Source organism: Amphibacillus cookii (assembly GCF_016908375.1).
In the GTDB taxonomy this organism is placed as follows: Bacteria; Bacillota; Bacilli; order Bacillales; family Amphibacillaceae; genus Amphibacillus_C; species Amphibacillus_C cookii.
On sequence record NZ_JAFBDS010000002.1, the window covers coordinates 353601 to 378387 of the forward strand.

Sequence of the window (24787 nt, forward strand, 5' to 3'; positions counted from 1 at the left end):
CTTAATCATTTAAAATACAGTGAAAACAATAACCTGTTTTCTAATGGGGTAAGGGGGGATAAACAAGAAAACAACTTAATATTATAGTATATTTACCCATTATATTTGAACTGAAAAGATGAAAAATTAAATAAAAATTGATCAACTATTCACAATTTGTTCATAGACTTTTAAGAGTTTTATGTTAATATAGTATGTGAACAGAGTCACAATAGATAGATAATTTAGGAGGAGAAAGATTATGAAAAAATTGATGACATTATTAATGATGGTACTAATCATTGGGTTGTTAGCAGCGTGTGGTGCAGATGATGATACAGCAGGTGATACAGAAGAAGATGCTGATGCAACAACAGGTGCAACACAAGTTGTGGTTGAAGATGAAGAATCATTACTAACAGGTGTTTCTAATGATGGTGCATGGATTATTATCTTTGAAGATGACTTAGAAACAAGTGAAGAATTAGTTCTTACTGGTGGTTTTGAAAACAATGATGAACCAGCTCGTAAACTTGCTCTTTATACTCAAGATGAAGATCGCGTGATTATCGATCAGTTTACGTTAACTGCACCAAGTATCACGATAGAGAATGACAATGCACGTATTCAAGGCGGTACATTTGCAGGTGATGTTTACGTGAAAGCTGATGGATTCTCTATTCCAGATGGTACTATTGATGGAAATGTGTACTTCGCTAGTGAAGAATACCAAGAATCAGCAGATTTAACTGGTGGAACCGTAACAGGTGCGGTAGAAGTTGAATAATTAATCTTTTAAAAAAAAGATTAATACAAAAGTAAATAGAATAGAAGGAAAGACGAATGATCATTCAATAATAGAATGTTCATTCGTCTTTTCTGTTAGAAATGATAAAACGAACATTAGTTTCCGTAAAACACCCACCTCACTCGATTTGCTCTACTCTCTACTTTGAGGTGGGTGTTTTACGGACGGTTATCTGTAATAAAGCCGAGCGAATGCGAGTTGTGAAGTTGCTAACAAGTGTAAGAAATACGGTCTTAAAGCAACACGTCGTGCACCTCAGTTTTAATTAAAGCTGATGAAGAAACACCTAATTTTCCCTAATAGTCCGGCTATAACATTTATAATACAATTACGACATTCAGCAAATTACTCATTCTTTTATTGATTAGATGGTAATGAAATGAATTCTTCAAAATTATTACTTTTTATAAATGACTACTTCCAAGTAACCTTTAAATTAAAAGTCTTAGCTATTCTGATACATTGCTAAGACTTCCTCTAACTCGTTAATTATTCGCTGTATTAAAGGTTCTGGTGAGACTACTTTAATATGTTTACCCATTTTACTTAGTAAAGAGGAAATAAAATTTAAATCCTTTTCATTCACATAAGTTTCAAAGTGATACATATCATCGCTTATGAGGGAAATCGTTATGCTATCCCAAAGATGATTCTTTAGCATATTGAGACCTCTCTTCTGACAATGAATTTCTATTTTAACTTTATTATCAGGACGAAACATATACTTTTGAAAGTTATCCATCGTTATCTTTGGTATTTCCTTCATTTCAGTTATTTCTTGAAGTTCATTAATTTTTTCTATATTTAGAATCTTGGTGTAGTTCATCGATTCATTTGTAATAACCATATACCAAAGTCCATTTTTAAAAAGAAAGCCGATGATGAAATAAAGTCCGTTCATTTTTCTATCAGCATAAATAATATGCAGCCATTTCTTTTTAGCCATAACTTGAATAAAAGGAGTTACATCAAACTCGCTCTTATTTACATGGATATGATGGTACTTCACTTTATTTTTAAAGAAATCAATGCTATTCCTTTGTTCAGCAGTAGAATTGGTGTATATTTTATGAAAAATATCTTTATAAGTGGTGCTGAATGGCAGAGAATTCATATTCGAAATGCTGGTTAAGGCAAATATCAAAGCGTTACTTTCCTCATTCGTTAAATCAATTTTTGTTAAATTTCTTTCTCGGATGATTCGATATCCGCCGTGCTTTCCGGTTTCACTATATACGGGAACGCCAATTTTTTCCATTTCTTGAATATCTCGTAATGCTGTTCTCCTTGAAATATTAAATTTCTCCATCAAATCAGAGAGGTTGAAGACGGTCTTTGTATTGACAAAGTGAATTATATGATATAACCGCATTGATTTTTTCATACAAAATTCTCCTTAAGGTGCCGTAAAGTGGCACCATTTAATTTTATACTTGTATTATATCAAAATGATAAGGAGGATTTATAATGGAGTTTGAAGTATCGCCCTATTTTTTAATAACGACGGACGCAGAAAAAGCACGATTGTTTTATGAAGAAATTTTTAAAGCAAGAACAGTATATTTGCAAAGGGTGAAAGACAGACCAGAACAAGCCAAGAAAGGTATTTCTGAAGATGATTACAATCGAATTGACCAATCTGTACTACAATTTGGGAACATTAAAATAATGCTGGCTGATGATACAGAGGGTCTTCCTATTATGGAAGGTACTAAATGTTTCTATTTGTCTTACCTTTAATACAGCGGAAGAAACAAAAGCTATCTATGACAGAATGATTGAAAAAGGTTCAAGCATATTAAGAGAATACACAGACGCTTTTTATACAGAAGGTTATGGGTATGTAAAAGATCCGTTTGGGATATATTTCCATCTATTTACGAAAAGGCGAGTATGAATTAATTTGATTGGAATGAAAATTTATCACTGGTGCAGTATTGCACGGGAAATGGCAGTCATTATGAGTGAAAACAATCAATGATCAAAATGCCTCATTAGAGGTTGCAATAAGAGATGAACGCTGAAACAAGGTCTCTACACCTTTTATCGAAGAGTAGAAGCAAGTCCATTAAAGGAGTTTCACCGAGCCATTCAACCACAACAATAGAAGCGAACGTTTTTGCGAAAAAATATATTAATGTTAATATTTTGACTTGATTAGGTGTGTTTTTTTTGATATATTATCATTGTTTATAAGTTTTATTGATAAATGAAACAATGCGTAACTGGCGCACACGGATTAACCGTGAGGAAGCGCATTGTAATATATAGCCGTTCGCCTGGGCAGAGGTAAGGAGTTTAAACTCCTTACCTCTTTCTGCTTTTTTAAAGGAGGGGCTCATAAATAAAGGGTGTAATGTTAAGTTATGCGTTTGATTATTATTAATTAAATTAGGGGGATTTATAATGGGGACGGCAATTATTAATAAAAAACAATCGATTCAGACATTAAATGTCATTTCAGAGAAAGGTTTGGAAATTTTAAAAGATGATTTTTCTATAGACGAGCAAGTACAAGATCCAGAAGCAATTATGTTAAGAAGTTATAACATGCATGATATGGAATTTGGTTCGGGTTTGAGAGCAATTGCTAGAGCTGGTGCAGGTGTCAATAATATACCTGTTGAAAAATGTACAGATTTGGGTGTTGTGGTGTTTAATACACCGGGAGCAAATGCTAATGCAGTAAAAGAATTAGTCTTAACGACATTAATGGCAGCTTCTCGTCAATTATTTGACGGTATTGCTTGGGCACGTAAATTGGAAGGACAAGGAGAAGCTATACCTAAATTAGTCGAATCAGGGAAGAAGCAATTTGTTGGTAAAGAGGTTAGAGGAAAAACATTAGGGGTAATTGGTTTAGGAGCTATTGGTGCGCGTGTAGCTAATGATGCACTTGAGTTAGGCATGGACGTGGTTGGTTTTGATCCCTTTATTTCTATTGATATGGCATGGCAATTATCGAGATCGATTAAGCGTGTCTTATCAATTGAAGAATTGTTTGCGAAGGCAGACTATATTACGATACATGTACCCTTAACTGAGGAAACAAAAGGAATGTTTAATCGTAAGACGATTCAGTTGATGAAAGACAATGTGTTCATTTTGAATTTTTCACGTGATCAACTTATTAATGATCAAGATATGGCAGAGGCTTTATCTACAGGTAAAGTTGGAAAATACATTACTGATTTTCCTAATGAGACGGTTTTAAGTATGGAAAATGTCATTCCAATTCCACATCTTGGGGCCTCTTCAAAGGAATCTGAAGAAAACTGTGCAATCATGGCAGCTCGACAGTTAAAAGACTATCTTGAAACAGGTAACATAAGTAATTCTGTCAATTTCCCAAATGCTAACCTTCCTTATACGGGGAGAAAGAGGTTAACTGTCTTTCATCTAAATGTGCCTAATATGGTTGGTCAGATTACGAGTATATTATCAGACTTTCATTTAAACATTGCAGATATGGTTAATCGCGGAAAACAGGAGCATGCTTATACGATTATTGACGTGGAGGATAAGGTGGAACATAAGCTGCTGCCAGAAATAGAAATGAAATTAAAGACAGTCGAAGGAATCGTTATGACAAGATTTATTTAATACTGGAGCTAGTAAAAGCCACGAGGAAGCGTTCAGTCCAAACGCCTCTCGTGGCCTTATTTTTTACTGGAAAATGAATCCGCTACGTTGAGTAGTGAGGCTAAATCAGGTTGATCAGGAAATACTACCCATAAAGCTTTTCGTCCTTTGGTTTGTCGGGTTTTTATAAGATTCAGATCAAATAAATTGAGCAGTGATTAACGGCGTGTTAAGATGTTGGAAATACGATACAAAAGGAAGTGAAGTTATGACGCGTCTTAATATCCCACTGTCTGTCTTAAATTTGGCGCCAATTAGACAAGGAGAAGATCAAAAGCAAGCGATTGATGCAATGGTTGAACTGGCACAGGCGACTGAACAAATGGGTTATAGTCGTTATTGGATTGCCGAGCATCATAATACACCAACGTTAATGAGTTCTGCGACAGCTGTGCTTATTAATCATACATTAGCAAACACGAAGACGATCCGGATTGGGTCTGGCGGGATTATGCTTCCAAATCATGCGCCCCTCGTTGTAGCTGAGCAGTTCGGTACAATGGCTGTTCTCTATCCAGATCGGGTTGATTTGGGACTAGGTCGAGCCCCTGGTACAGATATGTTGACAGCATCTGCGCTAAGACGATCAACTGGTAAGGACCCTGTCTACACGTTTCCGGATGATGTGGATACCTTACTGAAATATTTTGGTCCACTTGAGCAGCAAGGACATGTAAAAGCATATCCTGGTGTTAATACGGATATTCCGCTTTATATATTAGGCTCATCGACTGATTCAGCTAGATTAGCGGCTAAAAAGGGCTTGCCCTATGCTTTTGCTAGCCATTTTGCTCCGCAGCATATGGCCGAGGCTATTCAGATTTACCGGCAACAGTTTGTGCCATCCCGTTTCTTGAAGGAACCCTACATGATTGTTTGCTTAAATGTTATTGCTCAAGAGAGCGATGAGCAGGCTAAGTATGAAATGACATCGATGCAGCAATTTTTCTTAAATGTTGTAAGAGGTTCAAGTCAGCCTTTAAGTCCGCCAGTTGAAGATATGGACGAGATTTGGACGGAACATGAGAAATATGCCGCAACCTCAATGTCGAGTTACTCTCTGGTTGGCAGTCAGGCATCTGTTCGCCAACAGCTGATTGATTTTCAAGACCAATTTGATGTTGATGAGGTGATGGCCATTTCTTATATATATGATCGAGAAAAACAAAAACGGTCATATCAACTACTTAAGGAAATTGTCGATAACGCTTAATCGGTTGAACGTATCATTTGTGTAGGGGTCATCAATAAACAACAATGAATGTATGAAAGTGATTTAATAAACTGATTGAAAGCTATGATGAAATGAATAACTAGTGATTTCATTAAATGAGGATCAAATAGACATACTTTCTGTTCACCAGGCTTGATGCATACTGATATGGGTGGGAGTCAAGCGCCATTAGAGCCCCATCAATCAGCTGAAGCCATTTATCAACGCATTACAAAGCGTCCCGAGTTAGATGGACCGTTACCTTTTATTGATTATAAGGGAGTGCAAGGGATATTTTAATTTTAGCGACCCGAAAAAGCCTCATATAAAAAAACATTTATAATGCAAGAACAAATAAGTAGACAATATCTCAAATTCGAGATATAATATATTTATCTTGAATTTGAGATTAATTTTTGAGGAGGCGTTAAGATGTTGAAAATAGGTATTATTTTAGGTAGTGTAAGAGAAGGAAGAAATGGCGAGCAGGTTGCGCAATGGGTGTACGATTTCGCTAAAAACAGAGGTGATGCAGATTATGAGTTGGTTGACTTAAAGGATTACAATCTCCCACTCTTAGGTGCGTCGGTTCCCGAAAATGATCGCGTACAAGTAACAGAGGTTATTGATGCGTGGAAAGAAAAAATCGCATCATTTGATGGTTACATCTTTGTTGCACCAGAATATAATCATGCCGTTGGAGGCGCACTAAAAAATGCGTTAGACTATCTAAATCCAGAGCTTAACGATAAAGCAGCAGGTTTTGTAGGTTATGGTAGCTTAGGCGGCGTACGCGCACATGAGAATTTACGTCTTATACTAGGTGAGTTACAAGTTGCTGATGTACGTACAGCGTTAACCTTCTCGCTAATGAGTGATTTTGAAAATTTCTCTGTCTTTAAGCCTGCAGATTACCACGCAGCTAATGCCAGTGAGCTATTTGATCAAGTGATAAAATGGAGTGGCGCATTAAAAGCCATTCGATAAGCAAAAAGGCCTGCCAATTTGGCAGGCTTTTTTTATGTTTAATCGAGCACCTATTTTCTCATCACTTTGGCTTCGAATAGCCTTTTCGGTCGGAAATAGGGCAAGGATCGTTGTGACAAGCTGTAGGATAAAGAAGCTTAACGCTAGAAACTCAGGCATTGGCTCAGTGTTAAATAGAATAAAAAATAAGCGCGTGAAAATCTCATAGCACCACCAGTCTTCATAGACAATGACCAGATAATAAAATAGAATTTTCTAAAAACTCTGTAAGTAAATATGACAAACTCCTTTTAACCAAAGTTATCAGTGCTAGACTTTATTTAATAATATCAAAGAGGAGGTGATCAGATGTCTGTTGAATCACCATTAAATTTCTCGAAAATTGAAAAAAGGAAGCTTGTTGACGAAGTATTAACCCAGCTACAAGAAATTATTCAATCTGGCTCCTACCAAATAGGTGATCGCATCCCATCAGAAAAAGATTTAAAAGACTTGCTAGGTGTAGGTAGGTCCACCCTTAGAGAGGCGATAAAGATTCTGGCTCATGCGGGTATCCTTGAAGTACAGCAGGGAAACGGGACATTTATTCGTTCAACTACCAATGAGTTATTTAACCATGAGACTAGTGCAGATCGATTATATGAATTGCTGGAAGCTAGGGAAATACTTGAAATGCAAATGGCTCGGTTGGCTGCAGAAAGAAGGACCCAAAAAGATATTGAAGCGATGGAGTATCACCTGCGCTTAAGGAATACCTACCTTGAAGAAGGAAAATACACAGCGTATATTAAATCGGATATTCAGTTTCACTTAGCTATTTGCGCTGCATGCCACAATAAAATTTTGTACAAAATGTACGCATCTTTATGCGAATCGTTAACGAAAATATTTAATGTGTCGGTCGTCGATATTAAAACGTATGAGGATAACTCTCTCTTTCATAATAAATTATTTAAGGCAATTAAGTCGGGGGATCGAGATGAGGCATTGAATTGGAATCAAATGAACCTAGAGGCTTTTAAGAAAAAATATAAGTAAGTGACATCATTTTGTCGTCAAACATCTGATGATTAGATGTTTGACGAAAAGAGTGGAGGTAGTGGTATATGCATGCTTATTACGATGGAGAGAAAAGATTAATTACTGATGAAATTATTTTTGAGCAATACCTAGATCCAAAAAAGACTGCGGTCATCACAATCGATATGCACGAGGGACATTTATCAGACGATCCCGACTGCCCAGCCCCTTCACCTAGAGGGAAAGAAATCATTGAACCGATAAACAAATTTGTGACAAATTGTCGATCAATGAGCATCCCGATTATTCATGTCCGCTCTGTATTAAGAAGAGACGGTAGCGATGATATAAATGGCAATAAAAGCGCCTGGCGGATCATGTCCTCATTTCGAGAACAACCGCCAGAAAATTTAGATGCACATGGAATAGAAGGTTCAAAATGGATAGAATTTTCTGTCGATGTTCAACCATCAGATTATCAGATTGATAGTAAGAAACGATTAAGTGCCTTCTATGTTACCGATTTGGAGCTTCTTTTAAGAAATATAAAAAAAGAAACGATTATTTTAGTAGGTGCCTTGACCGATTGCTGTGTATTAAATACGAGCAGTGATGGCGCGAATCGTGATTTTAGAGTGGTTGTGCCGAAGGATTTAACGAGAGGCAATGCGCAATTAGAAGCGTCCGCTTTACAAATCATTGCAAGATATTTTGGCTTAGTTGTTGAATCAGACGATTTATTAGCCCATTGGGCAGAACGGTAAGACAATAATAAAAAAAGGGGTTTATCTCACATGACATTTCAATACTTGGGCTCAAAAAAGGTTTTTAGACGATTGCTGATGGCTTTTTTATTAGTTTTTCTCCTAATGGGTTGCGCTAATGAAGATGGAGATGAGAATCAAGCGAGTGAAGAAGAGGCAGAGGTGCTTACAGTCGGGATTGGGAATGTTATCCCTCCACAGTTTTTCACTGACGAATCCGGAGAACTTGTTGGTTATGATGTCGATGTGCTAAAAGCGATTGACGACTTACTTCCACAATATACGTTTGAATTTGAGCAACTTGACTTAGCTGCAACCTTAGTTGCTTTAGAGGCAGGACGGATTGATATAGCAGATTGGCAATTTGGCCGTACAGCAGAAAGAGAAGAAACATTCTTGTATCCTGATGAACCTTACGACGTTGGCTTACCTATTTTAATTACCCATGAAGAGCAAGATGAGCTAAATAGTCTTTCCGATATGGGTGGCTTAACGATGGCACAAATGCCAACATCGAGCTTCTATACCTATCTGACCGGCTACAACGATGAGAATCCTGAAAATCCAATCAATATTCAAACCGTAGAGAGTTTACCTGTTGCAGATGCTATGGATATGGTGAGTTCAGGTAGAATTGATGGGACGATCGCATTGGCAGGGACTTATAATAAGCTTGCCGACGAAATGAACGCACCCACACGATCAGGCGATGTCATCGATGCTTATGGTGTCTACTATATTCTTGAAAAAGATAATACTGAGCTTAAAGACGTACTCGATGAAGCCATCAGAGAGCTAAGGGAATCAGGGGTTATAGCAGAGCTATCTGAGAAATGGTATGGACTAGACAATTTTGCTGAATACACGGAATTTACCGGTGATCAATCATTTGAATAAAAAAGAGGGATAAGTATGGATCAAATTATCGATCTAACATTTATGGGCTCTGCTTTTCCTAGAATTATTGAAGCAATCCCAACAACGCTTGTTTTACTATGCTTATCAATGCTGTTAGGTCTAGTCTTAGGGTTTATCTTGACTGTTATGAAAGTAAAGGGAAATAAAGCAATGGTTTTACTGGCAAGTACGTATATATCTTTTATGCGAGGAACACCTCCCATTGTGCAATTGTTTCTCATATACTATGGCTCTCCTAATCTCTTGAGCTATTTCGGAATGAACGTTGATAGGTGGGATAAAATGATTTTTGCCTTTATTGCTTTTGGTTTAGGTAATGCAGCTTATCTATCGGAGGCCATGCGTTCAGCTTACTTGTCTGTACCATCGCTACAATTAGAAGCGGCTCAAAGTGTGGGGATGACGGATATCCAAGCCTTCAGAAGAATTATTTTGCCACAAACGCTAGTGGTTGCAGTACCGAATTTAACGAACAGCACCGTTATCGTCTTAAAAAACACCTCATTAGCTTTTACCATTGGTATGGTAGATCTGGTGGGACAGGCTCGTATGGTAAGCTCAGCTGCATTTGGAGCCAAAAATTTAGAAGTGTATCTTATTGCAGCGTTAGTATATTTTGTTTTATGTATTTTTATTGAACAGTTTAGTCAATTTTTAGAAAACTATTTCAAAAGAAAAATGGGCCAGTTACGCTAATGGAGGAGATTAGTTATGCAGTTTTTTGTTGATAATTTATTAGCGATCATTTCAGTTGCACCTGTAACCATTTTATTAGCTGTGACCGCTATGGTAATTGGAGCGACAATAGGTCTAGGCTGCGCTATCATTCAAATTTACAAACTACCATTCATTAATAGACTTGTTTCACTCTACTTAGCTGTGATTAGAGGGACACCTGTTTTAATCTTAATGTTTCTAGCTTATTATGGCATACCCCAAATCTTATTTAGCTTAGCTCAATCTACATCGCTAAACATTTCGGTAAACGCTGTGCCACCCATTTTTTTCGCAATTATTGCGCTTAGCCTAGATCGTTCCGTTTACTTAACACAGGCTATTCGTTCGGCTATTCAATCCATTCCTAATGGCCAGCTAGAAGCATGCTATTCGGTAGGAATGACAACCTTTCAGGCGTACAAACGCGTGATTATCCCTCAAGCATTAGTGATCGCTATTCCTAATGTGAGTAATTTGTTTTTAGGAGCGGTAAAGGAATCATCTTTAGCTTCAATTGTGTCTGTAGTTGAAATGATGAATATGTCCAATATCCAAGCTGTCAATTCATATCGTTATACAGAGATTTTTATCATTGTATCACTTTTATACTGGGGGATATGCTTAGGGTTTGAATTTATATTTTCCGCGATAGAAAGACGTTTAATGAAAGGGAAAATGACGGTTTAAATTTTAATAAGGGGAGTGAATCTATCGTGTCTAACCCGATGTTGCAATTAAGAGATATTCATAAGGCATTTGGAACACAGCACGTGTTGAAAGGGATAAACCTTACCGTTGAAAAAGGGGAGGTTGTCGTCATTCTTGGTCCAAGTGGATCAGGAAAAACGACCTTGTTGAGAACAGTTAATTTTCTTGAAAAAGCAGACAGAGGTAGTATAACGGCCAATCAGTTTACTGTAGAATGTCTTGATGCTAAAAAGCAGGACGTTTTGATGTTGAGGCGCAAAACAGCTATGGTTTTTCAAAATTATAATTTATTTGCCAATAAAACCATTCTTGAGAATGTGATGGAAGGATTAATCATAGTAAAGAAAATAAAGAAAAAGATCGCTGAGAAGAAAGGTCTCGAAGTTCTTGATAAGGTGGGTCTTGCAGATAAGGCGAATGCTTATCCTAATCAACTCTCAGGTGGACAACAACAGCGAGCCGGTATTGCAAGAGCAATCCTGCTAAATCCTGACGTGATTTTGTTTGATGAACCAACTTCAGCGCTTGATCCAGAGCTAGTAGGGGAGGTGTTAACAACGATCAAGAAGATCGCCCAAACTGGTGTTACGATGGTTGTTGTGACACACGAGGTATCATTCGCTAAAGAGGTTGCCAATCGAATTGTGTTTATGGCGGATGGAAATATTGTAGAACAAGGTCCACCAGAGAAACTGTTAGTAAATCCAGAAAAAGAGCGAACCAAGCAATTTTTAAGCCGGATTACCTCAGAAAAAGGATCGACTGATTTTAGTAATTAATAGGAGTTATCGTCTATGAACATACTTATGGCATATAATGAAATTCTTACCCTGTTTCTAATTGTTATCATCGGCTTAATCGTTGCCAAAAAGAAAATTGTGACCCAATCCTTTCGAAAAGAATTAAGCACCTTTCTTTTCTATGTAAGCATTCCCGCAACGATGATTAATTCGATAAGTCAACCATTCTCAGAGGATAAGATGCAGGAGATCATTTGGATTTTGATGTTAAGCGTCGGTTTTCTTATATTTGGCGCCTTAGTAAAAAAAATGGGGGTGATACTTTTACAGGAAAAGGATGTCAGGCGACAAACCGTCTATGAATTCCTTTTCGTTATCACAAACTATGGCTTTATGGGTTGGCCTGTGAGCTATGCTCTCTTCGGCGATGATGGTATATTTTATTCCTCAGTCTTTGCGATTCCCATTAATATTAGCTTTTATCTGTATGGCAGCATCATTTTTTCAAAAGTGAGTGGCAAAAGAAGCAGATTTTCGTTAAGACAGCTGTTAACACCACCCAATATTGCCACGGCAATAGGCTTATTGTTCTTTATCTTCTCGATTTCATTACCCTCACAGATTTCGGGAGTCGTATCACTTTTATCCGCAACGACTACGCCACTTGCCATGGCGATTGCGGGTATGACACTTGCTGCCTTCAGCTTCAGAACCGTATTTAGCAATCGTAACGTTTTCTTATTTACCTTGCTCAGATTACTTGTTCTACCATTTGTTTTGTTTCTAATTTTAAAAATGTTTCGGATAGATGGATTACTTTTGGCGATTCCTGTTATTATCGCTGCCATGCCAGCCCCACCTAATGTGACCGTTCTAACTGAACAATATCATGCAGACTCCTATTTAGCTGCCCAAATCATTTTTATTACGACATTACTGTCAGTCGTAACAATTCCGTTGTTTGGTTACCTGGTATCTGTCTAAGGTGTTACTTATTTGATGTTGAATAAAAGGTTTTAAAAGAGGAACGAAAATGGGTCCTTCCTCTTCTTTTTCTGATACCATTCGCATTAGGGTGGTTATAATTGATAATCTGCTAAATTCAGAATGGTTTTACGCCCACTTAGTAAATCGGCAACTTCTCTACCAATGACAGATGTGGCGGTTAATCCTGAAGAACCTAAGCCATATAGCATAGTGCTCGACACATATAAAAAACAAGGTGTAAAATAAAATCATCTCGAATATGAGGTTATTAAAGCAGCAGGTTTTGTTGGATACGGAAGCTTAGGTGGTGCAAGAGCGCATGAAAATTTACGACTCATTCTAGATGAACTTCAAGTCGCTGATGTGCGTACGGCTGTTACATTCTCTTTAATGAGTGATTTTGAGAACTTTTCAGTCTTTAAGCCAGCAAGCTATCATGAAAATAATGCAAACGAAATGCTTGATCAATTATTAAAATGGAGTGGCGCTTTAAAAACGATTCGTTAAATCTAATAAATTATATAGAAGAAAATTAAATATTTGTGGACTAGAGACGAATGATAATGATTAATAAAATTGTCATTCGTTTTTAAATAAAGATTTATTTAAAAAGTAAAGCTAGTCTATATGTTATAATATAACTATTTATCACAGTTAACCGTCCGTAAGACCCCTCTTAAATTAGGGCGTAGAGCCACTCGATTGAGGTGGATGATAACGGACGCTAATGTCCTGATTCACTCAACTAACAATCCGTGGTAGGGTAAGATCGTAGACTAAAACCGCCACGTCCTGTGGCAACGTCTGCATAACCTACATCCTGTAGGCCCACGTCCACGGATTGAAGTTTCGTTTTATCGTTTTAAAATAATGCTATAAAGGAGTTAAGCGATGGATAATCAAGGTTGTATTAAATGCGGGAGTAGACGTGCTGCTCAGAAAGAGATTGCTACATCTGGCACCGGCTTATCAAAAATGTTTGACGTGCAACATAACCACTTTCTAGTTGTCTATTGTCAAGATTGTGGTTACTCGGAACTCTATAATAAACAATCATCAACAGCTTCAAATATTATTGACCTGTTTTTTGGAGGATAAGTAGCATCTTAATCTTTGGGATGCTTTTTTGTTGAAATAAGATGGGGCATGTTTTAGTATTTTAGTTGCATAATAAGACGATACATCTTTAAAATTGAAGATGGACAAGCAGAAATGAATAATCTTAAACATTAGTCGACTATTGTCATTTAAATACGTTATTGATTTAATATACTTGTTTATACTAGTAAAGGGTGATCAATGTGTTTTGTGAAAGTAGTAAAGAGTTAGCGTATTTTGTTTCAGAAGCACGAGCTTATACAAGTCAAGGTAAAGTAGCTGACTACATTCCAGCATTAGGTAAGGCGAATCCGCATGATCTATCTATTGCTATTAAATATCCCGATGGTCGTTATGCATCAGCAGGTGATGTAAAAAAGAAATTCACTTTACAAAGTATATCTAAAGTCATTAGTTTAGCACTTGTTTTAAGCGATCATGGACCAGATTATGTCTTCGAAAAGGTAGGAATGGAGCCAACTGGCGATCCATTTAACTCAATTGCGAAGTTAGAAAATATGGCGCCGGCCAAACCTTTAAATCCTATGATAAACGCTGGTGCGTTAGTTGTTACACATATGATAGAAGGTGAGTCAGTTGAAGCTCGATTTCAACGTTTATTATCCTTTATCCATGACCTTACTAATGATTACACAATAGGCTATTGTGAGCAAACGGCCCAATCTGAAAATGAAACTGCGGATTTAAACCGTGCATTAAGCTATTTTTTAAAACAGCATGGCCAAATAGATGAGCCGGTCGAACAATTGATCCAACTTTATACGAAACAGTGTGCGATTGAAATGAATTGTTTACAGTTGGCCCGAATAGCTATGGTATTTGCTCAAGATGGGAAAGATCATGAAACGGGAAAACAAATTATCTCTAAGGATATCGCTCGGATTTGTAAAACGTTTATGGTCACGTGTGGTATGTATAATGCCTCAGGTGAATTCGCAATCAAAATAGGCATCCCGGCTAAAAGTGGGGTATCTGGTGGTATTATGGGATCCGTACCGGGAAAATTCGGGGTTGGTATCTTTGGGCCAGCATTAGATGATAAAGGCAACAGTTTAGCCGGATTAAAGTTGCTTGAATTGTTATCAAAAAATTATAGTTTGAGTATGTTTTGATTAAAGTTGATGTTATGGAAATAAAGGTACCGGATGAAGTGGGTAGCACTTTTTTCGGTATTTTTTATTACAGATAAGCGTCCGTTAAACCACTGATTGAAGGTTCGTTTTATGCCATCCAGTGGTTTAGCGGGAGAGGTTTTTAAAAAGTCTAAATTGTAAATGTGCAGTTTTTGTGCATATAAAGACTTATTTATGATATAATTTTTTAGGGTTTAGTCGATATATTATTTGTGTGTGTAACTTCTCTATAAATTAGAAGTTATCATAATAGGCTATTTTAAATATATAAAGAGAAGGAGGGGATTGTGTGATAAGAGAACGTAGTGTGGCAATGGTTATCATACTATCACTTATTACTTGTGGCATTTATACTTTTTTTTGGATGTTTTCGATCACAGAAGAGCTAGCAGCAGCAACTGATGACAGAGCATTTAGAGGTGGTAAAGTCATTTTGTTTAGCTTTTTAACATGTGGTATTTATGTGTTTTTCTGGTATTATATTGTCGGGCAAAAAATTGCCGATGTTCAGTATCGACAAAATCAGCATACGAATGATAATGGACTTATTTATATTTTATTATCTGTATTTGGATTAAGTCTTGTAGCAAATGCAATTATTCAATCGGATATGAACAAATTAGCTTAATAAAAAGGAAATACTTGACCAGGGTTAAGTATTTCCGATCATTTTTTTGTTTGCTTTTAATCCATGAATCTTCATTTTATATTAAGGAATGGTCATGATGAAAAAGTATCTTGCTAGCGTGCATAAAAAAATATATATGGGTCTATCTTTATTAGGAGCAGCTATACTTTATTTGACAGTTGTTATTCCAAAGTTAGGGATACATATTTCATGTCCTTTTAGACAAGTAACCGGTTATGAATGTCCAGGTTGTGGAATGACAAGAGCTTCATTAGCATTATTAGAAGGCGATGTTCATCAATCTTTTCGCTATAATATGCTTATTTTTTTTCTATTACCTTTGTTTTTGATTTACTACATTTTAGAGAAAAAAGGCAAACATAAACAAAGTCAAATGCTAATGGCATTAATGTTGACCATGACAGTATTATTTGGTGTACTAAGAAACTTTAAGCCGTTTGATTGGATGGCACCGACCGATTTGTAATCGGGAGCAAGTGAATTGATCTTTATTACAGATAATCGTCCGTAACCCCCTTCAAATAGGGAGTAGAGCCAATCGATTGAGATGGGTGATAACGGACGCTAATGTCCGGATTCATTCAACTAACCATTAGTGGGAGGGTAAGATCGTAGACTAAAACCGCCACAGCTTTAAGAAGGATTACAGACTAAGACCGCCACGTCCTGTGGCAACGTCTGCATAACCTACATCCTGTAAGCCCACGCCTACTGATTAGGTTCGTTTTATATGGGAAGACGTCCTGGAATAGTTGGACGTTTTTTTTGCGTTTAATCAGCTATCAAATTAAGCTATAATAGAGATTGAGTAACACTTGTACAAATAAAAGGTTAATATGACTAACAGAGGGGGACGTATTTTGTCTAAAAAGGTATATTTAAATCATGATGGCGGTGTTGATGATTTAGTTTCATTATTTTTATTAACACAAATGGAGGATATCGATTTGGTTGGTGTGGGTGTTATTCCAGCCGATTGTTATTTAGAACCGGCCATGTATGCAAGTCGGAAGATTATTGATCGCTTCAGTAAGCGCCAAGTAGAGGTCTCTGCTTCAAATTCACGTGGAAAAAACCCATTTCCAAAAGATTGGCGTATGCATGCTTTTTTCGTTGATGCATTACCGATTTTAAATGAGTCCGGTAAAATGACAACACCGGTTTCGCCACTACCTGCTCATCAACATTTAATCGAAGTATTAAAAACAAGTGAACAGCCGATCACACTTCTGTTTATTGGTCCGTTAACAGATTTGGCACGAGCTTTAGATGAAGCACCTGAAATCGAAAAAAATATTGAAAAGCTCGTTTGGATGGGGGGCACTTTCCTTGAACAAGGCAATGTTGAAGAGCCTGAACATGACGGCACCGCTGAATGGAATGCTTTTTGGGACCCTGAAGCTGTAAAGCGTGTATGGGATAGTTCGATCATTATTGATCTCGTTGCTTTAGAAAGTACGAACATGGTGCCGTTGACAATGGAAGTTCGTCAATCTTGGGCAAGCCAACGTAAAGACCTTGGTATTGATTTTCTTGGGCAATGTTATGCCATGGTACCACCACTTGTTCATTTTCAGACCAATTCAACATATTTCCTTTGGGATGTCTTAACAACAGCAACGGTTGGCAAGCCTGATCTTGTTAAGCAAAAGGTTGTTAAAAGCATCGTGAATGTTGAAGGAGCTAGTCAAGGAAAGACGGAAATAGCTGAAAACGGCCGCCCAGTTAATCTTGTTTATCATGTCGATCGTGATGCATTTTTCACTTATATCACAGACCTATCTAGACAGGGTTAGCAAATAGACAAGCAGTTGGAAATCACGAAACAGAAATAATGAGAATCCTATCTGAGCAAAAGGGAGATAACATACATCGGAAGCTTTTTTATTGAATCGGAACAGTACTAACAGTAGAGCTGTCTTTGCATACTACTAGCTAGCGAGAGACGGTTACAATCTAGTGTTTTTCCTTCTAGAAGGAAAGTATTTTACCGAGGTATTGTCTATATTCAGTTGGATTGTCCCTTTTTTATCACAGATAACCGTCCGTAAAATCCCCCCCTCAAAATAGAGCGTAGAGCCAATCGATTGAGGTGGGTGATAATGGACGCTCATGCAGATTCACTCAACGAGCCTGCAATCAGTGGGCGAAGAACAAAAACGTCTACTGATTGAAGCTTCGTTTTATTACGGATTAATCCTACCTATCTATGTTAGAAAAGTATTAAATAATAGCAAACAAGTAAAAGTGATTTAAAGGACTAAGTATAAGAAAAGTTGAATTTTGTTAATGATGAGCAAACACTAGCTAGCTTTTTAAAAATAAGCATAATCATTTAAGTCTAAGACTGTTTCTCTTCCTGTCAAATAGTTAGCAACTTCTCTCCCAATAACGGGTGCAGCAGTTAATCCTGATGACCCTAGCCCATTAACGACAAAGTTATTGTCTTTTACATAACCGATGTAAGGCAATGAATCGCGTGTAAAAGGGCGTAAGCCAACAGCGACCGTTTGATTTTCAATACGTGTATCTGGGAAATAACGAGTAGCTTGATCATATAAATAGTGTTGACCTTCACGAGATGGATCACTGTTAAAAGCATCCGTATCTTCATGGGTCGTACCAATTGCAAAATTGTTTTTTTCGGTCTCGACGATGTACATTGGTCCTAGGCCCATCACAACAGGGGTTTCTGCTTGCTGATCAGCTGCTAGGAACTTAAAATGTAGAAGCTCAGCACGTTGATGTTTAATATTAGGTTGTTGATAATGTTCACGTGACCATGCACCTGCTGTATAAATAACGGTATCCTCTATTTCAGTAGGTTTCTTTGCTTGTTCAAGCCATTGACCACCATAATGCCGAATACCTGCTTTTAAAGCAGAGAGTAGTTTTTCGCCATTAACTTGACCACCACCTTCAACGAAAACAGCAGGATAGCTATCGGTCAAGTATGGATGCATGGCTTTCACTTGTTGTTTCGTCATTTTTATAACCTTCCCCATTTCGGGCGCATCCACTTGTTTGGCAGATATTCTATCATAAGCGAGTTGTTGAATATGATTATCTTTAAATAAACAAATAGCACCATTTTTTCGATAACCCGTAGACAGTTGAGTGATCCCTTCTAATTGCTTGATAAAATGGGGGTAATAACGAGCGCCTTCTCGAACTAAGCGATACCATTTCTGATTTCGACGCTGACTTACCCACGGACAAATAATACCTGCTGAAGCAGAGGTAGCTTGTCCTTTATCTAATCGGTCATAAACAGTGACCGGATAACCGCTTTTGACTAAGTGATAGGCAATAGAAGCACCTGCTATACCACCACCGATAATTGTAAATGTAGACATTGAATCCCTCCTGATCGTCTATTATAACTTAAATCATTTTTAATAAGAAGTGAGATGTTTAAAAGTCTAGCTCACCCTGAAACATTTCTTTATCGTGTGATGGAGTGAAGGGTTAAGTTTCGAATATATTAAGAACGATTATAATGGTTAGTGAATCGCAATTATAATTTAGCGTATTGTATTCTTGCTCGTTAGCCGTTAAGATGTTAAAAGGGCATGTTGATAGGAGGAAGTGTGTTGACAAATATAAAGACTGAAACATATATAACTGAAATTAATGAATTAGATCGTAAAGGATCAGGACGGGCGGTTGTTTGGCGTGATACGGGACAAGTTAATCCGAAAAAGCTTAAGTTAACGATCCCTCAGACCATTCCGGGTGAAAAAGTAAAAGTAACAGTGGACAACCCAGATCGAAAATGGCTGAGATTACAAGCTGACCAAGTTGTTGAACCGGATCTAGAACGAATTGAACCGGATTGTCCTCACTTTGTACGGTGTGGTGGCTGTGTTTGGCAACATTGGAGTTATTCAGGACAATTAAAACATAAGACAGATTATGTTAAGAAAGTACTGGAAGCCCAAGGTTTTGATCAGTCCCTTGTTTTAGATACAGTGGGTGCTGAAAATCCTTGGCGTTATCGTAATAAGATGGAATTTACTTTTGCAGCTGATGGTTCACTAGGATTACATGAACAAGGTAATTTTCGCAAGGTGATTCCGCTAGAAACATGTCTGATTGCTAGTGAAGACATGGTAAATGCAGCAATGGAAGTAGCTAATTGGACCAAGACACATCAACTTTCTGGCTACCATAAAGACACACACACAGGGTTATTACGTCATCTTATGGTGAGACAGTCATTTGAAACAGGTGAAATCATGCTTGGTATCTTTGCAACGGAAGCTCCCGATCATGAACTCACTTATGCTATAGAGGATTTGATCCGTCGTATAGGTCGCAAATGCCCCCAAGTAAAAAGTTTAATGTGGTTTGAAAATCGTGATTGGGCTGATCGGACTCAAGCCGAACAGGCTCATATCTTAGCGGGCAGAGATTTTATTTATGACGAGATGTTTGGTTATCGTTACCGTTTATGGTTCGATACTTTTTTTCAAACGAATCCGAAGCAAGCAGAAAAGCTAGTAGAATTAGCAATAGAGATGGCTAATCCTAAATCTTCAGAGAAAATGATTGATCTCTTTTGTGGTGTCGGCACCTTTTCCTTACCTTTCGCCACTAGGGTAAGTGCGTTAGCCGGCATAGAAATAGTGGAAACGTCAATTGCGTCAGCAAAACGTAATGCCATTGATAATGGTATCGATAATACCGTCTTTTTGGCTAAAGACGCAAGGCGAGGTATTGACCAAATATTAACTGACTTTGGCATACCTGATCTCCTTTTACTTGATCCACCGCGATCTGGTGCGGGTGGCAAAGTCATGCGTCGTATTGGTAGAGCTAAGCCTGAACGTATTGTCTATGTTTCTTGTAATCCAGAAACATTTGCCACTGACATTAAGGAGCTTGAACCTTTTGGTTATCAGCTAGAAAAAGTACAACCCGTCGATCTTTTTCCACATACCGTGCATGTTGAGTGCTGTTCACTACTAACTTATGTGGGAAAATAAATAGATGTAACAGTGAGTTAAGAGCCTTTTTAAGCAATTAAAGGCTCTTTTGTTATTAAAAATTTTTAAGAACTGAATAAATTTATTGTTTCCTTCCAAATTTATGTAAGAAATATGGTAGTGTATATGGAGCATCACATCTAGGGGATTGGCATATAGATTGTTTTTTTGTAAATAGCATCAATAACAGAAGATAGATAAAGGTTTTCATATCATTTATTTCTAGATAAGGCTCTACTTGTAGTTTCTCCATGGAAGTATAAATATTTCTTTGATTAACTCTAATTGGTCCAGGTTTGATGAACGTTTGAATTTCTTGGTCGTATAAAGCCTCAGTTAGAGATATAAATCCGAATAGTTGGTAACTTGCCAATTGATTCTCTTTTATATCGCTTAAACTAGCATCGGTTTTGATGAAACCAATTTTAATATCACCACTATAAGAAACCATTGTTCTACTACCTCGTTTGGCTGACATGGTTTCTGTGTTCTCAATTCTGTATTCCAGTCCATTAATTACTTCATAAATTTTTCTCCTTGCTTCCTGAAATCCTCCCAGCTTGTTCAAAATATCTTGAAATATCAAAATTTGATACCGTCATAGTTTGCGATGATTCATCAAAGGAATATGCGTTATCTCCATAGTCAAATGTCAATGTACCGAGTGGAAAACCTGTAATTGATGCTGCTTTTTCATTAAAATCATTCTCTTTAAATGCTATTGACAGGTTTATCTACTTAGTGATACTATATAGTGGTAGTAAGTAATACTACATACCAGTATTACTGAATAGGGAGGGGTGAATATCCTGGTACATCTAACAGAAATGCTCAAAGGCGTGCTTGAGGGCTGCGTGCTTGAAATTATAAACCGCAAAGAAACTTATGGTTACGAAATAACGAGGCAGCTGAATGATCTTGGCTTTACAGATGTCGTGGATGGGACAGTTTATACCATCTTGGTGCGTTTAGAGAAAAACAGGTTGGTGGAGATAACGAAAAAGCCATCTGATAAAGGACCTGCGCGCAAGTTTTATGTACTCAATGATGCAGGGCGTGAAGAGTTGCAGAGGTTCTGGGAAAAATGGGAGTTTCTATCATCTAAAATAAACCAATTAAAGGAGGAGATATAATGAATTTTTGGGACAAAATCACGGGGAAGGACATGGAAAAACAAGCGCAAGCCTTCGCTTCTCGGATCAAGAAGCTACCTGCTGATTTTCAAGGGGCATGGGAAACAATAGACACCTATCTTTGGCAGTACTCAGATTTCACCGGTCGCAACCTTATGCCAATTCTTGATGGTGTCCTTGGCCTCTTGGAGGAAGCGGCGGCCGACGGTCAGAGTGTACAGGAGGTGTTGGGTGACGATATAGAAGGATTCTGTTCATCTCTGGCTGGTGAAGAAGGGGCAAAGTCTTATCGCGACAAGTTGCGCCAGCAACTGAACAATAATATCGCTAAAAAATTAGGTCGTTAGGAGGATGAAAGTGAGAATACAAGATATTGTCGAAGGAAAAAAAGAGTGGCGAGCGCACATGGCGCGTGTCAAAAAACTACCACAAGATTATCAAATTGTTTATAAAGAGATTCAAAAATATCTATTTAAAGTCGGTCCTGTTGAACTAACCGAGGGGACTGGGTTGCTTTCAGGGATTATCGATCTTTTTGAAGAGGGGGCGGCCTTGGGGAAAGGTGTGCTGGAGGTGACGGGCAGTGACGTTGCAGCCTTCTGCGACGATCTAATCAAAGATTCAAAAACTTTTGCTGACATCATTCAAGAATCTGTTAATCAAGAGGTCAACAAGTCAATGAAAAAGGTTGTCAAGGATAAAACTAAGTAAACGGGAGGGATTGGTAGCGTGTGAATTATGAGTGGATATTATGCCCTGTTTGTGGCAACAAAACACGAGTCAAGGTAGGGGTTGATACGGTACTTGAAAACTTTCCACTATTTTGTCCTAAGTGTAAATATGAAACGATTATCAATGTAAAACAAATGAATATTTCAGTTAGCAAAGAGCCAGACGCTAAGACGCAGAGCCGATAGCCGTGAGTTGAATCACAGTTGTCGGCTCTTTGTTTATAGAGGAGGAAAAGTAAATGAAAAAAAATATCATACAAATTGAAGGTGTAAAGAAATCTTATAAAGATGTAGAAGTACTCAAAGGAGTAAATTTTGAAGTGGAGCAGGGAGGTGTTTTTGCATTATTAGGTTCCAATGGAGCCGGAAAAACTACGATGATTAGAGTCATGGCTACTTTACTTAAGGCAGATGCCGGAAGTGTTGTAATCAATGGCTTTGATATTGAAAAAGAACCAGCAGAGATTAGAAATTCTATCAGTCTTACTGGTCAGTTTGCTGCTATTGACGAAATATTGACTGGACGTGAAAATCTTCAAATGATAGCAAAACTTAGACATCTTGAAAATCCAAATCAAGTAGCAGATGAGTTAATTAATCGTTTTGGTATGTCAGAGGCTGCAGACCGCAGAGCGGGTACTTACTCTGGAGGTATGAAAAGAAGAATTGATATCGCAATGAGTCTTGTGGGAAATCCAAAGATTATTTTCCTAGATGAGCCAACGACAGGTCTTGATCCAGAAGCACGTTTAGAAGTTTGGAAGATTGTAAAGGAGTTATCAGCTGCAGGAACTACAGTATTCTTAACGACTCAATATTTAGAAGAAGCAGAACAACTTGCGGATAAAATAGCTATTCTTCATGGAGGAAAAATCATTGCGTTAGATACACTAGAGGGATTGAAAAAACTATTCCCGCCTGCAAAAGTTGAATATGTTGAAAAACAACCGACCTTAGAAGAAATATTTCTAACAATCATTGGTGAAAAGGGGGAGAAATAAATGGAATCAACAAATAAATATTTTTTCAAAGATATGAGTGTTATGTTTGGACGTTCTATGCGTCATATTATTAGAAGTATGGATACAATTATTACAGTTTGTATCACACCAATTGCGATGATGTTATTATTCGTTTATGTATTTGGTGGTGCAATCGAAACAGGTACAGAAAATTATGTTAATTATCTATTTCCAGGTATAATGTTAATGGCTATTGGTAGTGGGATTGCATATGTAGCTTACCGTTTGTTTACAGATAAAGAACGTGGTATATTTGAACGTTTTCACTCTATGCCTATCGCTCGTTCTACAGTATTATGGGGACATGTATTAACTTCATTAATTTCTAATGGAATTTCTGTATTAGTGATTATACTTGTTGCATTATTAATGGGCTTCCGTTCTTCAGCAGGAATCTTAGAATGGTTAGCGGTATTTGGAATTCTTGGGATCTTTACACTTGCTTTGACCTGGATTGCTGTAATTGCGGGACTTACTGCTAAAACATCAGATGGCGTAGGTGCATTCGCTTACCCAATTGCCTTCTTACCATTTATCAGTTCTGCCTTTGTACCAACAGATGCGATGCCTAAAGCAGTACGAGCCTTTGCAGAAAACCAGCCAGTAACATCTATCGTAGAAGCTATCCGTGCATTACTTTCGAATGCATTGGCGAGTAATGATATTTGGATCGCCATAGCATGGTGTGTTGGAATCATGGTCGTGGCATATATCATTGCAATGAGAATATATAAAAGAATGGTATGAAAATGGGTAAACGACAGATCAAAACATTGTTATTGCCACTACCATTCAGATTGTAAACCGTACGGGGATGGAGTGTAACGAGGAGTAATAAAGGATTAACTGGCTGACTTTGATCAATGATCTGAGTCGGCTTTTTTAAGTTAATCAGGATTTACGTTGATAAATATTTGGAAACCGAATATACAATCGATGCTTGTTAGTAATTTGCATATTATGCTAATGAATATTTTCGACCCAGAAATCTCTATTGCTACTTTCATAGTCATTATGTTGCTTCAAAACAGTATTATTTTAGCAATCACTATGGCTGAGGACACCAATAAATAATCAATGAATGGAAAATATTAACTGTCCATAAGTGGTTCTTTGTCAAATGACGTTGGTCAGAATTTTTGCCGATAATTTTATAGGTGAATTTCACAAACAACATTCAAATAGGATAATCTACTTGAATGTTGTTTGTTTTGGAGTCGTTTTTTTGCTCATTTCGATTCAACAGATCTTAACTTAAAATGAAGTAAAATTTGGTATTTATAGTTTCTGAAATTGAAATTACGAAAGCCATAGGCAACATGATTAAGCGCTTTAATCTCATTGTTGATTCCCGCAATAATGACATTATACATTTTCATTTATCCTTTACAAGGCGTTAATTTGACCATATGATTAATATTATTCGACAAAAAACAACAATGCACTACATTATGAAGAGCTATGCTTCGTTTATCATCATACATAAGCATAGGGAAAACGCATTGGACTGATATCGATTAATCGGTCCA

General features: G+C 37.4%; 28 protein-coding genes, 2 pseudogenes and 1 riboswitch. Of the genes and pseudogenes, 26 read left to right on the forward strand and 4 right to left on the reverse strand.

The features are described from left to right. Positions 1–241 precede the first annotated feature (241 nt). A complete protein-coding gene (locus JOE23_RS04700; RefSeq protein WP_204436139.1) occupies positions 242–766 on the forward strand; it encodes a hypothetical protein in 525 nt (174 codons plus the stop codon). A gap of 466 nt (positions 767–1232) precedes the next feature. On the opposite strand, the gene JOE23_RS04705 is transcribed toward JOE23_RS04700, so the two are convergent. Beyond that, complete coding sequence (locus JOE23_RS04705; RefSeq protein ID WP_204436140.1) at positions 1233–2171, reverse strand: helix-turn-helix transcriptional regulator; 939 nt, start codon at positions 2169–2171, stop codon at positions 1233–1235. Between the two features lie 83 nt (positions 2172–2254). On the opposite strand from JOE23_RS04705, the pseudogene JOE23_RS04710 reads away from it, so the two are divergent. The 18 genes and pseudogenes from JOE23_RS04710 (at position 2255) to JOE23_RS04785 (ending at position 17180) form a co-directional block, all read left to right on the forward strand. Next, positions 2255–2684, forward strand: a pseudogene (locus JOE23_RS04710) (VOC family protein). A 314-nt stretch (positions 2685–2998) separates the two neighbouring features. After that, a riboswitch (ZMP/ZTP riboswitch) is annotated at positions 2999–3079 on the forward strand. Positions 3080–3193: 114 nt separating this feature from the next. Continuing rightward, a complete protein-coding gene (locus JOE23_RS04715) occupies positions 3194–4390 on the forward strand; it encodes a 3-phosphoglycerate dehydrogenase family protein (protein WP_204436141.1) in 1197 nt (398 codons plus the stop codon). A 247-nt stretch (positions 4391–4637) separates the two neighbouring features. After that, positions 4638–5642 (forward strand): LLM class flavin-dependent oxidoreductase, encoded by a 1005-nt coding sequence (locus JOE23_RS04720; protein WP_204436142.1) that lies wholly within the window; start codon positions 4638–4640, stop codon positions 5640–5642. Positions 5643–5810: 168 nt separating this feature from the next. Further along, the gene (locus JOE23_RS18050; RefSeq protein WP_275581445.1) at positions 5811–5942 is read left to right on the forward strand and encodes a hypothetical protein; all 132 of its coding nucleotides are present in this window, start codon (positions 5811–5813) and stop codon (positions 5940–5942) included. A gap of 132 nt (positions 5943–6074) precedes the next feature. Further along, positions 6075–6629, forward strand: a complete 555-nt coding sequence (locus tag JOE23_RS04725) for an NADPH-dependent FMN reductase (protein WP_204436143.1) — start codon at positions 6075–6077, stop codon at positions 6627–6629. 348 nt (positions 6630–6977) lie between these two features. Continuing rightward, on the forward strand, positions 6978–7667 hold the full coding sequence (locus JOE23_RS04730) for a FadR/GntR family transcriptional regulator (RefSeq protein ID WP_204436144.1): 690 nt from the start codon (positions 6978–6980) through the stop codon (positions 7665–7667). A gap of 68 nt (positions 7668–7735) precedes the next feature. Continuing rightward, on the forward strand, positions 7736–8413 hold the full coding sequence (locus JOE23_RS04735; protein ID WP_204436145.1) for a cysteine hydrolase family protein: 678 nt from the start codon (positions 7736–7738) through the stop codon (positions 8411–8413). Between the two features lie 30 nt (positions 8414–8443). Beyond that, complete coding sequence (locus JOE23_RS04740; RefSeq protein WP_204436146.1) at positions 8444–9310, forward strand: transporter substrate-binding domain-containing protein; 867 nt, start codon at positions 8444–8446, stop codon at positions 9308–9310. Positions 9311–9325: 15 nt separating this feature from the next. Continuing rightward, entirely contained in the window at positions 9326–10027 is a 702-nt protein-coding gene (locus JOE23_RS04745; RefSeq protein ID WP_204436147.1) for an amino acid ABC transporter permease, read from the forward strand. Positions 10028–10042: 15 nt separating this feature from the next. Continuing rightward, positions 10043–10735, forward strand: coding sequence for an amino acid ABC transporter permease (locus JOE23_RS04750; protein ID WP_204436148.1), 693 nt, complete (start codon positions 10043–10045; stop codon positions 10733–10735). Between the two features lie 38 nt (positions 10736–10773). Next, positions 10774–11535 carry an amino acid ABC transporter ATP-binding protein gene (locus JOE23_RS04755; protein ID WP_204436250.1) on the forward strand — a complete coding sequence of 254 codons (762 nt, stop codon included), beginning with the start codon at positions 10774–10776 and terminating at the stop codon, positions 11533–11535. 15 nt (positions 11536–11550) lie between these two features. Continuing rightward, the gene (locus JOE23_RS04760; RefSeq protein WP_204436149.1) at positions 11551–12480 is read left to right on the forward strand and encodes an AEC family transporter; all 930 of its coding nucleotides are present in this window, start codon (positions 11551–11553) and stop codon (positions 12478–12480) included. 273 nt (positions 12481–12753) lie between these two features. Continuing rightward, positions 12754–12990 (forward strand): annotated as a pseudogene (locus JOE23_RS17830) (NADPH-dependent FMN reductase); the annotation flags it as partial. A gap of 384 nt (positions 12991–13374) precedes the next feature. Continuing rightward, complete coding sequence (locus JOE23_RS04765; protein ID WP_204436150.1) at positions 13375–13581, forward strand: zinc ribbon domain-containing protein; 207 nt, start codon at positions 13375–13377, stop codon at positions 13579–13581. A gap of 203 nt (positions 13582–13784) precedes the next feature. Beyond that, positions 13785–14714, forward strand: coding sequence for a glutaminase A (glsA, locus tag JOE23_RS04770; RefSeq protein ID WP_204436151.1), 930 nt, complete (start codon positions 13785–13787; stop codon positions 14712–14714). Between the two features lie 310 nt (positions 14715–15024). After that, on the forward strand, positions 15025–15363 hold the full coding sequence (locus JOE23_RS04775) for a DUF4234 domain-containing protein (RefSeq protein ID WP_204436152.1): 339 nt from the start codon (positions 15025–15027) through the stop codon (positions 15361–15363). A gap of 97 nt (positions 15364–15460) precedes the next feature. Then, on the forward strand, positions 15461–15850 hold the full coding sequence (locus tag JOE23_RS04780; RefSeq protein WP_204436153.1) for a DUF2752 domain-containing protein: 390 nt from the start codon (positions 15461–15463) through the stop codon (positions 15848–15850). Positions 15851–16244: 394 nt separating this feature from the next. Next, on the forward strand, positions 16245–17180 hold the full coding sequence (locus JOE23_RS04785) for a nucleoside hydrolase (RefSeq protein WP_204436154.1): 936 nt from the start codon (positions 16245–16247) through the stop codon (positions 17178–17180). A 519-nt stretch (positions 17181–17699) separates the two neighbouring features. Here JOE23_RS04785 and JOE23_RS04790 read toward each other — a convergent pair. After that, positions 17700–18740: an NAD(P)/FAD-dependent oxidoreductase gene (locus JOE23_RS04790; protein ID WP_204436155.1), complete on the reverse strand. Its 1041-nt coding sequence runs from the start codon at positions 18738–18740 to the stop codon at positions 17700–17702. Between the two features lie 237 nt (positions 18741–18977). On the opposite strand from JOE23_RS04790, the gene rlmD reads away from it, so the two are divergent. Then, positions 18978–20372 carry a 23S rRNA (uracil(1939)-C(5))-methyltransferase RlmD gene (gene rlmD, locus JOE23_RS04795; RefSeq protein WP_204436156.1) on the forward strand — a complete coding sequence of 465 codons (1395 nt, stop codon included), beginning with the start codon at positions 18978–18980 and terminating at the stop codon, positions 20370–20372. A gap of 82 nt (positions 20373–20454) precedes the next feature. On the opposite strand, the gene JOE23_RS04800 is transcribed toward rlmD, so the two are convergent. Continuing rightward, positions 20455–20958: a hypothetical protein gene (locus JOE23_RS04800; RefSeq protein ID WP_204436157.1), complete on the reverse strand. Its 504-nt coding sequence runs from the start codon at positions 20956–20958 to the stop codon at positions 20455–20457. Between the two features lie 241 nt (positions 20959–21199). On the opposite strand from JOE23_RS04800, the gene JOE23_RS04805 reads away from it, so the two are divergent. From JOE23_RS04805 to JOE23_RS04830, 6 genes are read left to right on the forward strand one after another with little or no spacing between them, the layout of a single operon-like run. Further along, complete coding sequence (locus JOE23_RS04805; protein ID WP_275581452.1) at positions 21200–21505, forward strand: PadR family transcriptional regulator; 306 nt, start codon at positions 21200–21202, stop codon at positions 21503–21505. After that, positions 21505–21852 (forward strand): DUF1048 domain-containing protein, encoded by a 348-nt coding sequence (locus tag JOE23_RS04810; RefSeq protein ID WP_204436158.1) that lies wholly within the window; start codon positions 21505–21507, stop codon positions 21850–21852. The genes JOE23_RS04805 and JOE23_RS04810 overlap by 1 nt, the downstream gene beginning before the upstream one ends. Before the next feature lie 10 nt (positions 21853–21862). Continuing rightward, positions 21863–22216 (forward strand): DUF1048 domain-containing protein, encoded by a 354-nt coding sequence (locus JOE23_RS04815; RefSeq protein WP_204436159.1) that lies wholly within the window; start codon positions 21863–21865, stop codon positions 22214–22216. Positions 22217–22236: 20 nt separating this feature from the next. After that, complete coding sequence (locus JOE23_RS04820; RefSeq protein WP_204436160.1) at positions 22237–22422, forward strand: cysteine-rich KTR domain-containing protein; 186 nt, start codon at positions 22237–22239, stop codon at positions 22420–22422. Between the two features lie 53 nt (positions 22423–22475). Further along, the gene (locus JOE23_RS04825) at positions 22476–23237 is read left to right on the forward strand and encodes an ABC transporter ATP-binding protein (protein WP_204436161.1); all 762 of its coding nucleotides are present in this window, start codon (positions 22476–22478) and stop codon (positions 23235–23237) included. Then, positions 23238–24005, forward strand: coding sequence for an ABC transporter permease (locus JOE23_RS04830; protein WP_204436162.1), 768 nt, complete (start codon positions 23238–23240; stop codon positions 24003–24005). It begins immediately after the preceding gene. Between the two features lie 482 nt (positions 24006–24487). Here the strand turns inward: JOE23_RS04830 and JOE23_RS04835 are convergent, their stop codons facing one another. After that, positions 24488–24631 carry a transposase gene (locus JOE23_RS04835; protein WP_239585263.1) on the reverse strand — a complete coding sequence of 48 codons (144 nt, stop codon included), beginning with the start codon at positions 24629–24631 and terminating at the stop codon, positions 24488–24490. Between the last annotated feature and the right edge of the window lie 156 nt (positions 24632–24787).

What these genes read in the sequence shown, in the direction of transcription:
- JOE23_RS04725 (WP_204436143.1), top strand. Translation starts at nt 6,075, where the DNA reads ATGTTGAAAATAGGTATTATTTTAGGTAGTGTAAGAGAAGGAAGAAAT.
- JOE23_RS04835 (WP_239585263.1), bottom strand. Translation starts at nt 24,631, where the DNA reads ATGTATAATGTCATTATTGCGGGAATCAACAATGAGATTAAAGCGCTT.
- JOE23_RS04720 (WP_204436142.1), top strand. Translation starts at nt 4,638, where the DNA reads ATGACGCGTCTTAATATCCCACTGTCTGTCTTAAATTTGGCGCCAATT.
- JOE23_RS04715 (WP_204436141.1), top strand. Translation starts at nt 3,194, where the DNA reads ATGGGGACGGCAATTATTAATAAAAAACAATCGATTCAGACATTAAAT.
- JOE23_RS04825 (WP_204436161.1), top strand. Translation starts at nt 22,476, where the DNA reads ATGAAAAAAAATATCATACAAATTGAAGGTGTAAAGAAATCTTATAAA.
- JOE23_RS04745 (WP_204436147.1), top strand. Translation starts at nt 9,326, where the DNA reads ATGGATCAAATTATCGATCTAACATTTATGGGCTCTGCTTTTCCTAGA.
- JOE23_RS04700 (WP_204436139.1), top strand. Translation starts at nt 242, where the DNA reads ATGAAAAAATTGATGACATTATTAATGATGGTACTAATCATTGGGTTG.
- JOE23_RS04735 (WP_204436145.1), top strand. Translation starts at nt 7,736, where the DNA reads ATGCATGCTTATTACGATGGAGAGAAAAGATTAATTACTGATGAAATT.
- JOE23_RS04810 (WP_204436158.1), top strand. Translation starts at nt 21,505, where the DNA reads ATGAATTTTTGGGACAAAATCACGGGGAAGGACATGGAAAAACAAGCG.
- JOE23_RS04805 (WP_275581452.1), top strand. Translation starts at nt 21,200, where the DNA reads ATGCTCAAAGGCGTGCTTGAGGGCTGCGTGCTTGAAATTATAAACCGC.
- JOE23_RS04830 (WP_204436162.1), top strand. Translation starts at nt 23,238, where the DNA reads ATGGAATCAACAAATAAATATTTTTTCAAAGATATGAGTGTTATGTTT.
- JOE23_RS04755 (WP_204436250.1), top strand. Translation starts at nt 10,774, where the DNA reads ATGTTGCAATTAAGAGATATTCATAAGGCATTTGGAACACAGCACGTG.
- JOE23_RS04750 (WP_204436148.1), top strand. Translation starts at nt 10,043, where the DNA reads ATGCAGTTTTTTGTTGATAATTTATTAGCGATCATTTCAGTTGCACCT.
- JOE23_RS04730 (WP_204436144.1), top strand. Translation starts at nt 6,978, where the DNA reads ATGTCTGTTGAATCACCATTAAATTTCTCGAAAATTGAAAAAAGGAAG.
- JOE23_RS04765 (WP_204436150.1), top strand. Translation starts at nt 13,375, where the DNA reads ATGGATAATCAAGGTTGTATTAAATGCGGGAGTAGACGTGCTGCTCAG.
- JOE23_RS04705 (WP_204436140.1), bottom strand. Translation starts at nt 2,171, where the DNA reads ATGAAAAAATCAATGCGGTTATATCATATAATTCACTTTGTCAATACA.
- JOE23_RS04790 (WP_204436155.1), bottom strand. Translation starts at nt 18,740, where the DNA reads ATGTCTACATTTACAATTATCGGTGGTGGTATAGCAGGTGCTTCTATT.
- JOE23_RS04760 (WP_204436149.1), top strand. Translation starts at nt 11,551, where the DNA reads ATGAACATACTTATGGCATATAATGAAATTCTTACCCTGTTTCTAATT.
- JOE23_RS18050 (WP_275581445.1), top strand. Translation starts at nt 5,811, where the DNA reads ATGGGTGGGAGTCAAGCGCCATTAGAGCCCCATCAATCAGCTGAAGCC.
- JOE23_RS04740 (WP_204436146.1), top strand. Translation starts at nt 8,444, where the DNA reads ATGACATTTCAATACTTGGGCTCAAAAAAGGTTTTTAGACGATTGCTG.
- JOE23_RS04780 (WP_204436153.1), top strand. Translation starts at nt 15,461, where the DNA reads ATGAAAAAGTATCTTGCTAGCGTGCATAAAAAAATATATATGGGTCTA.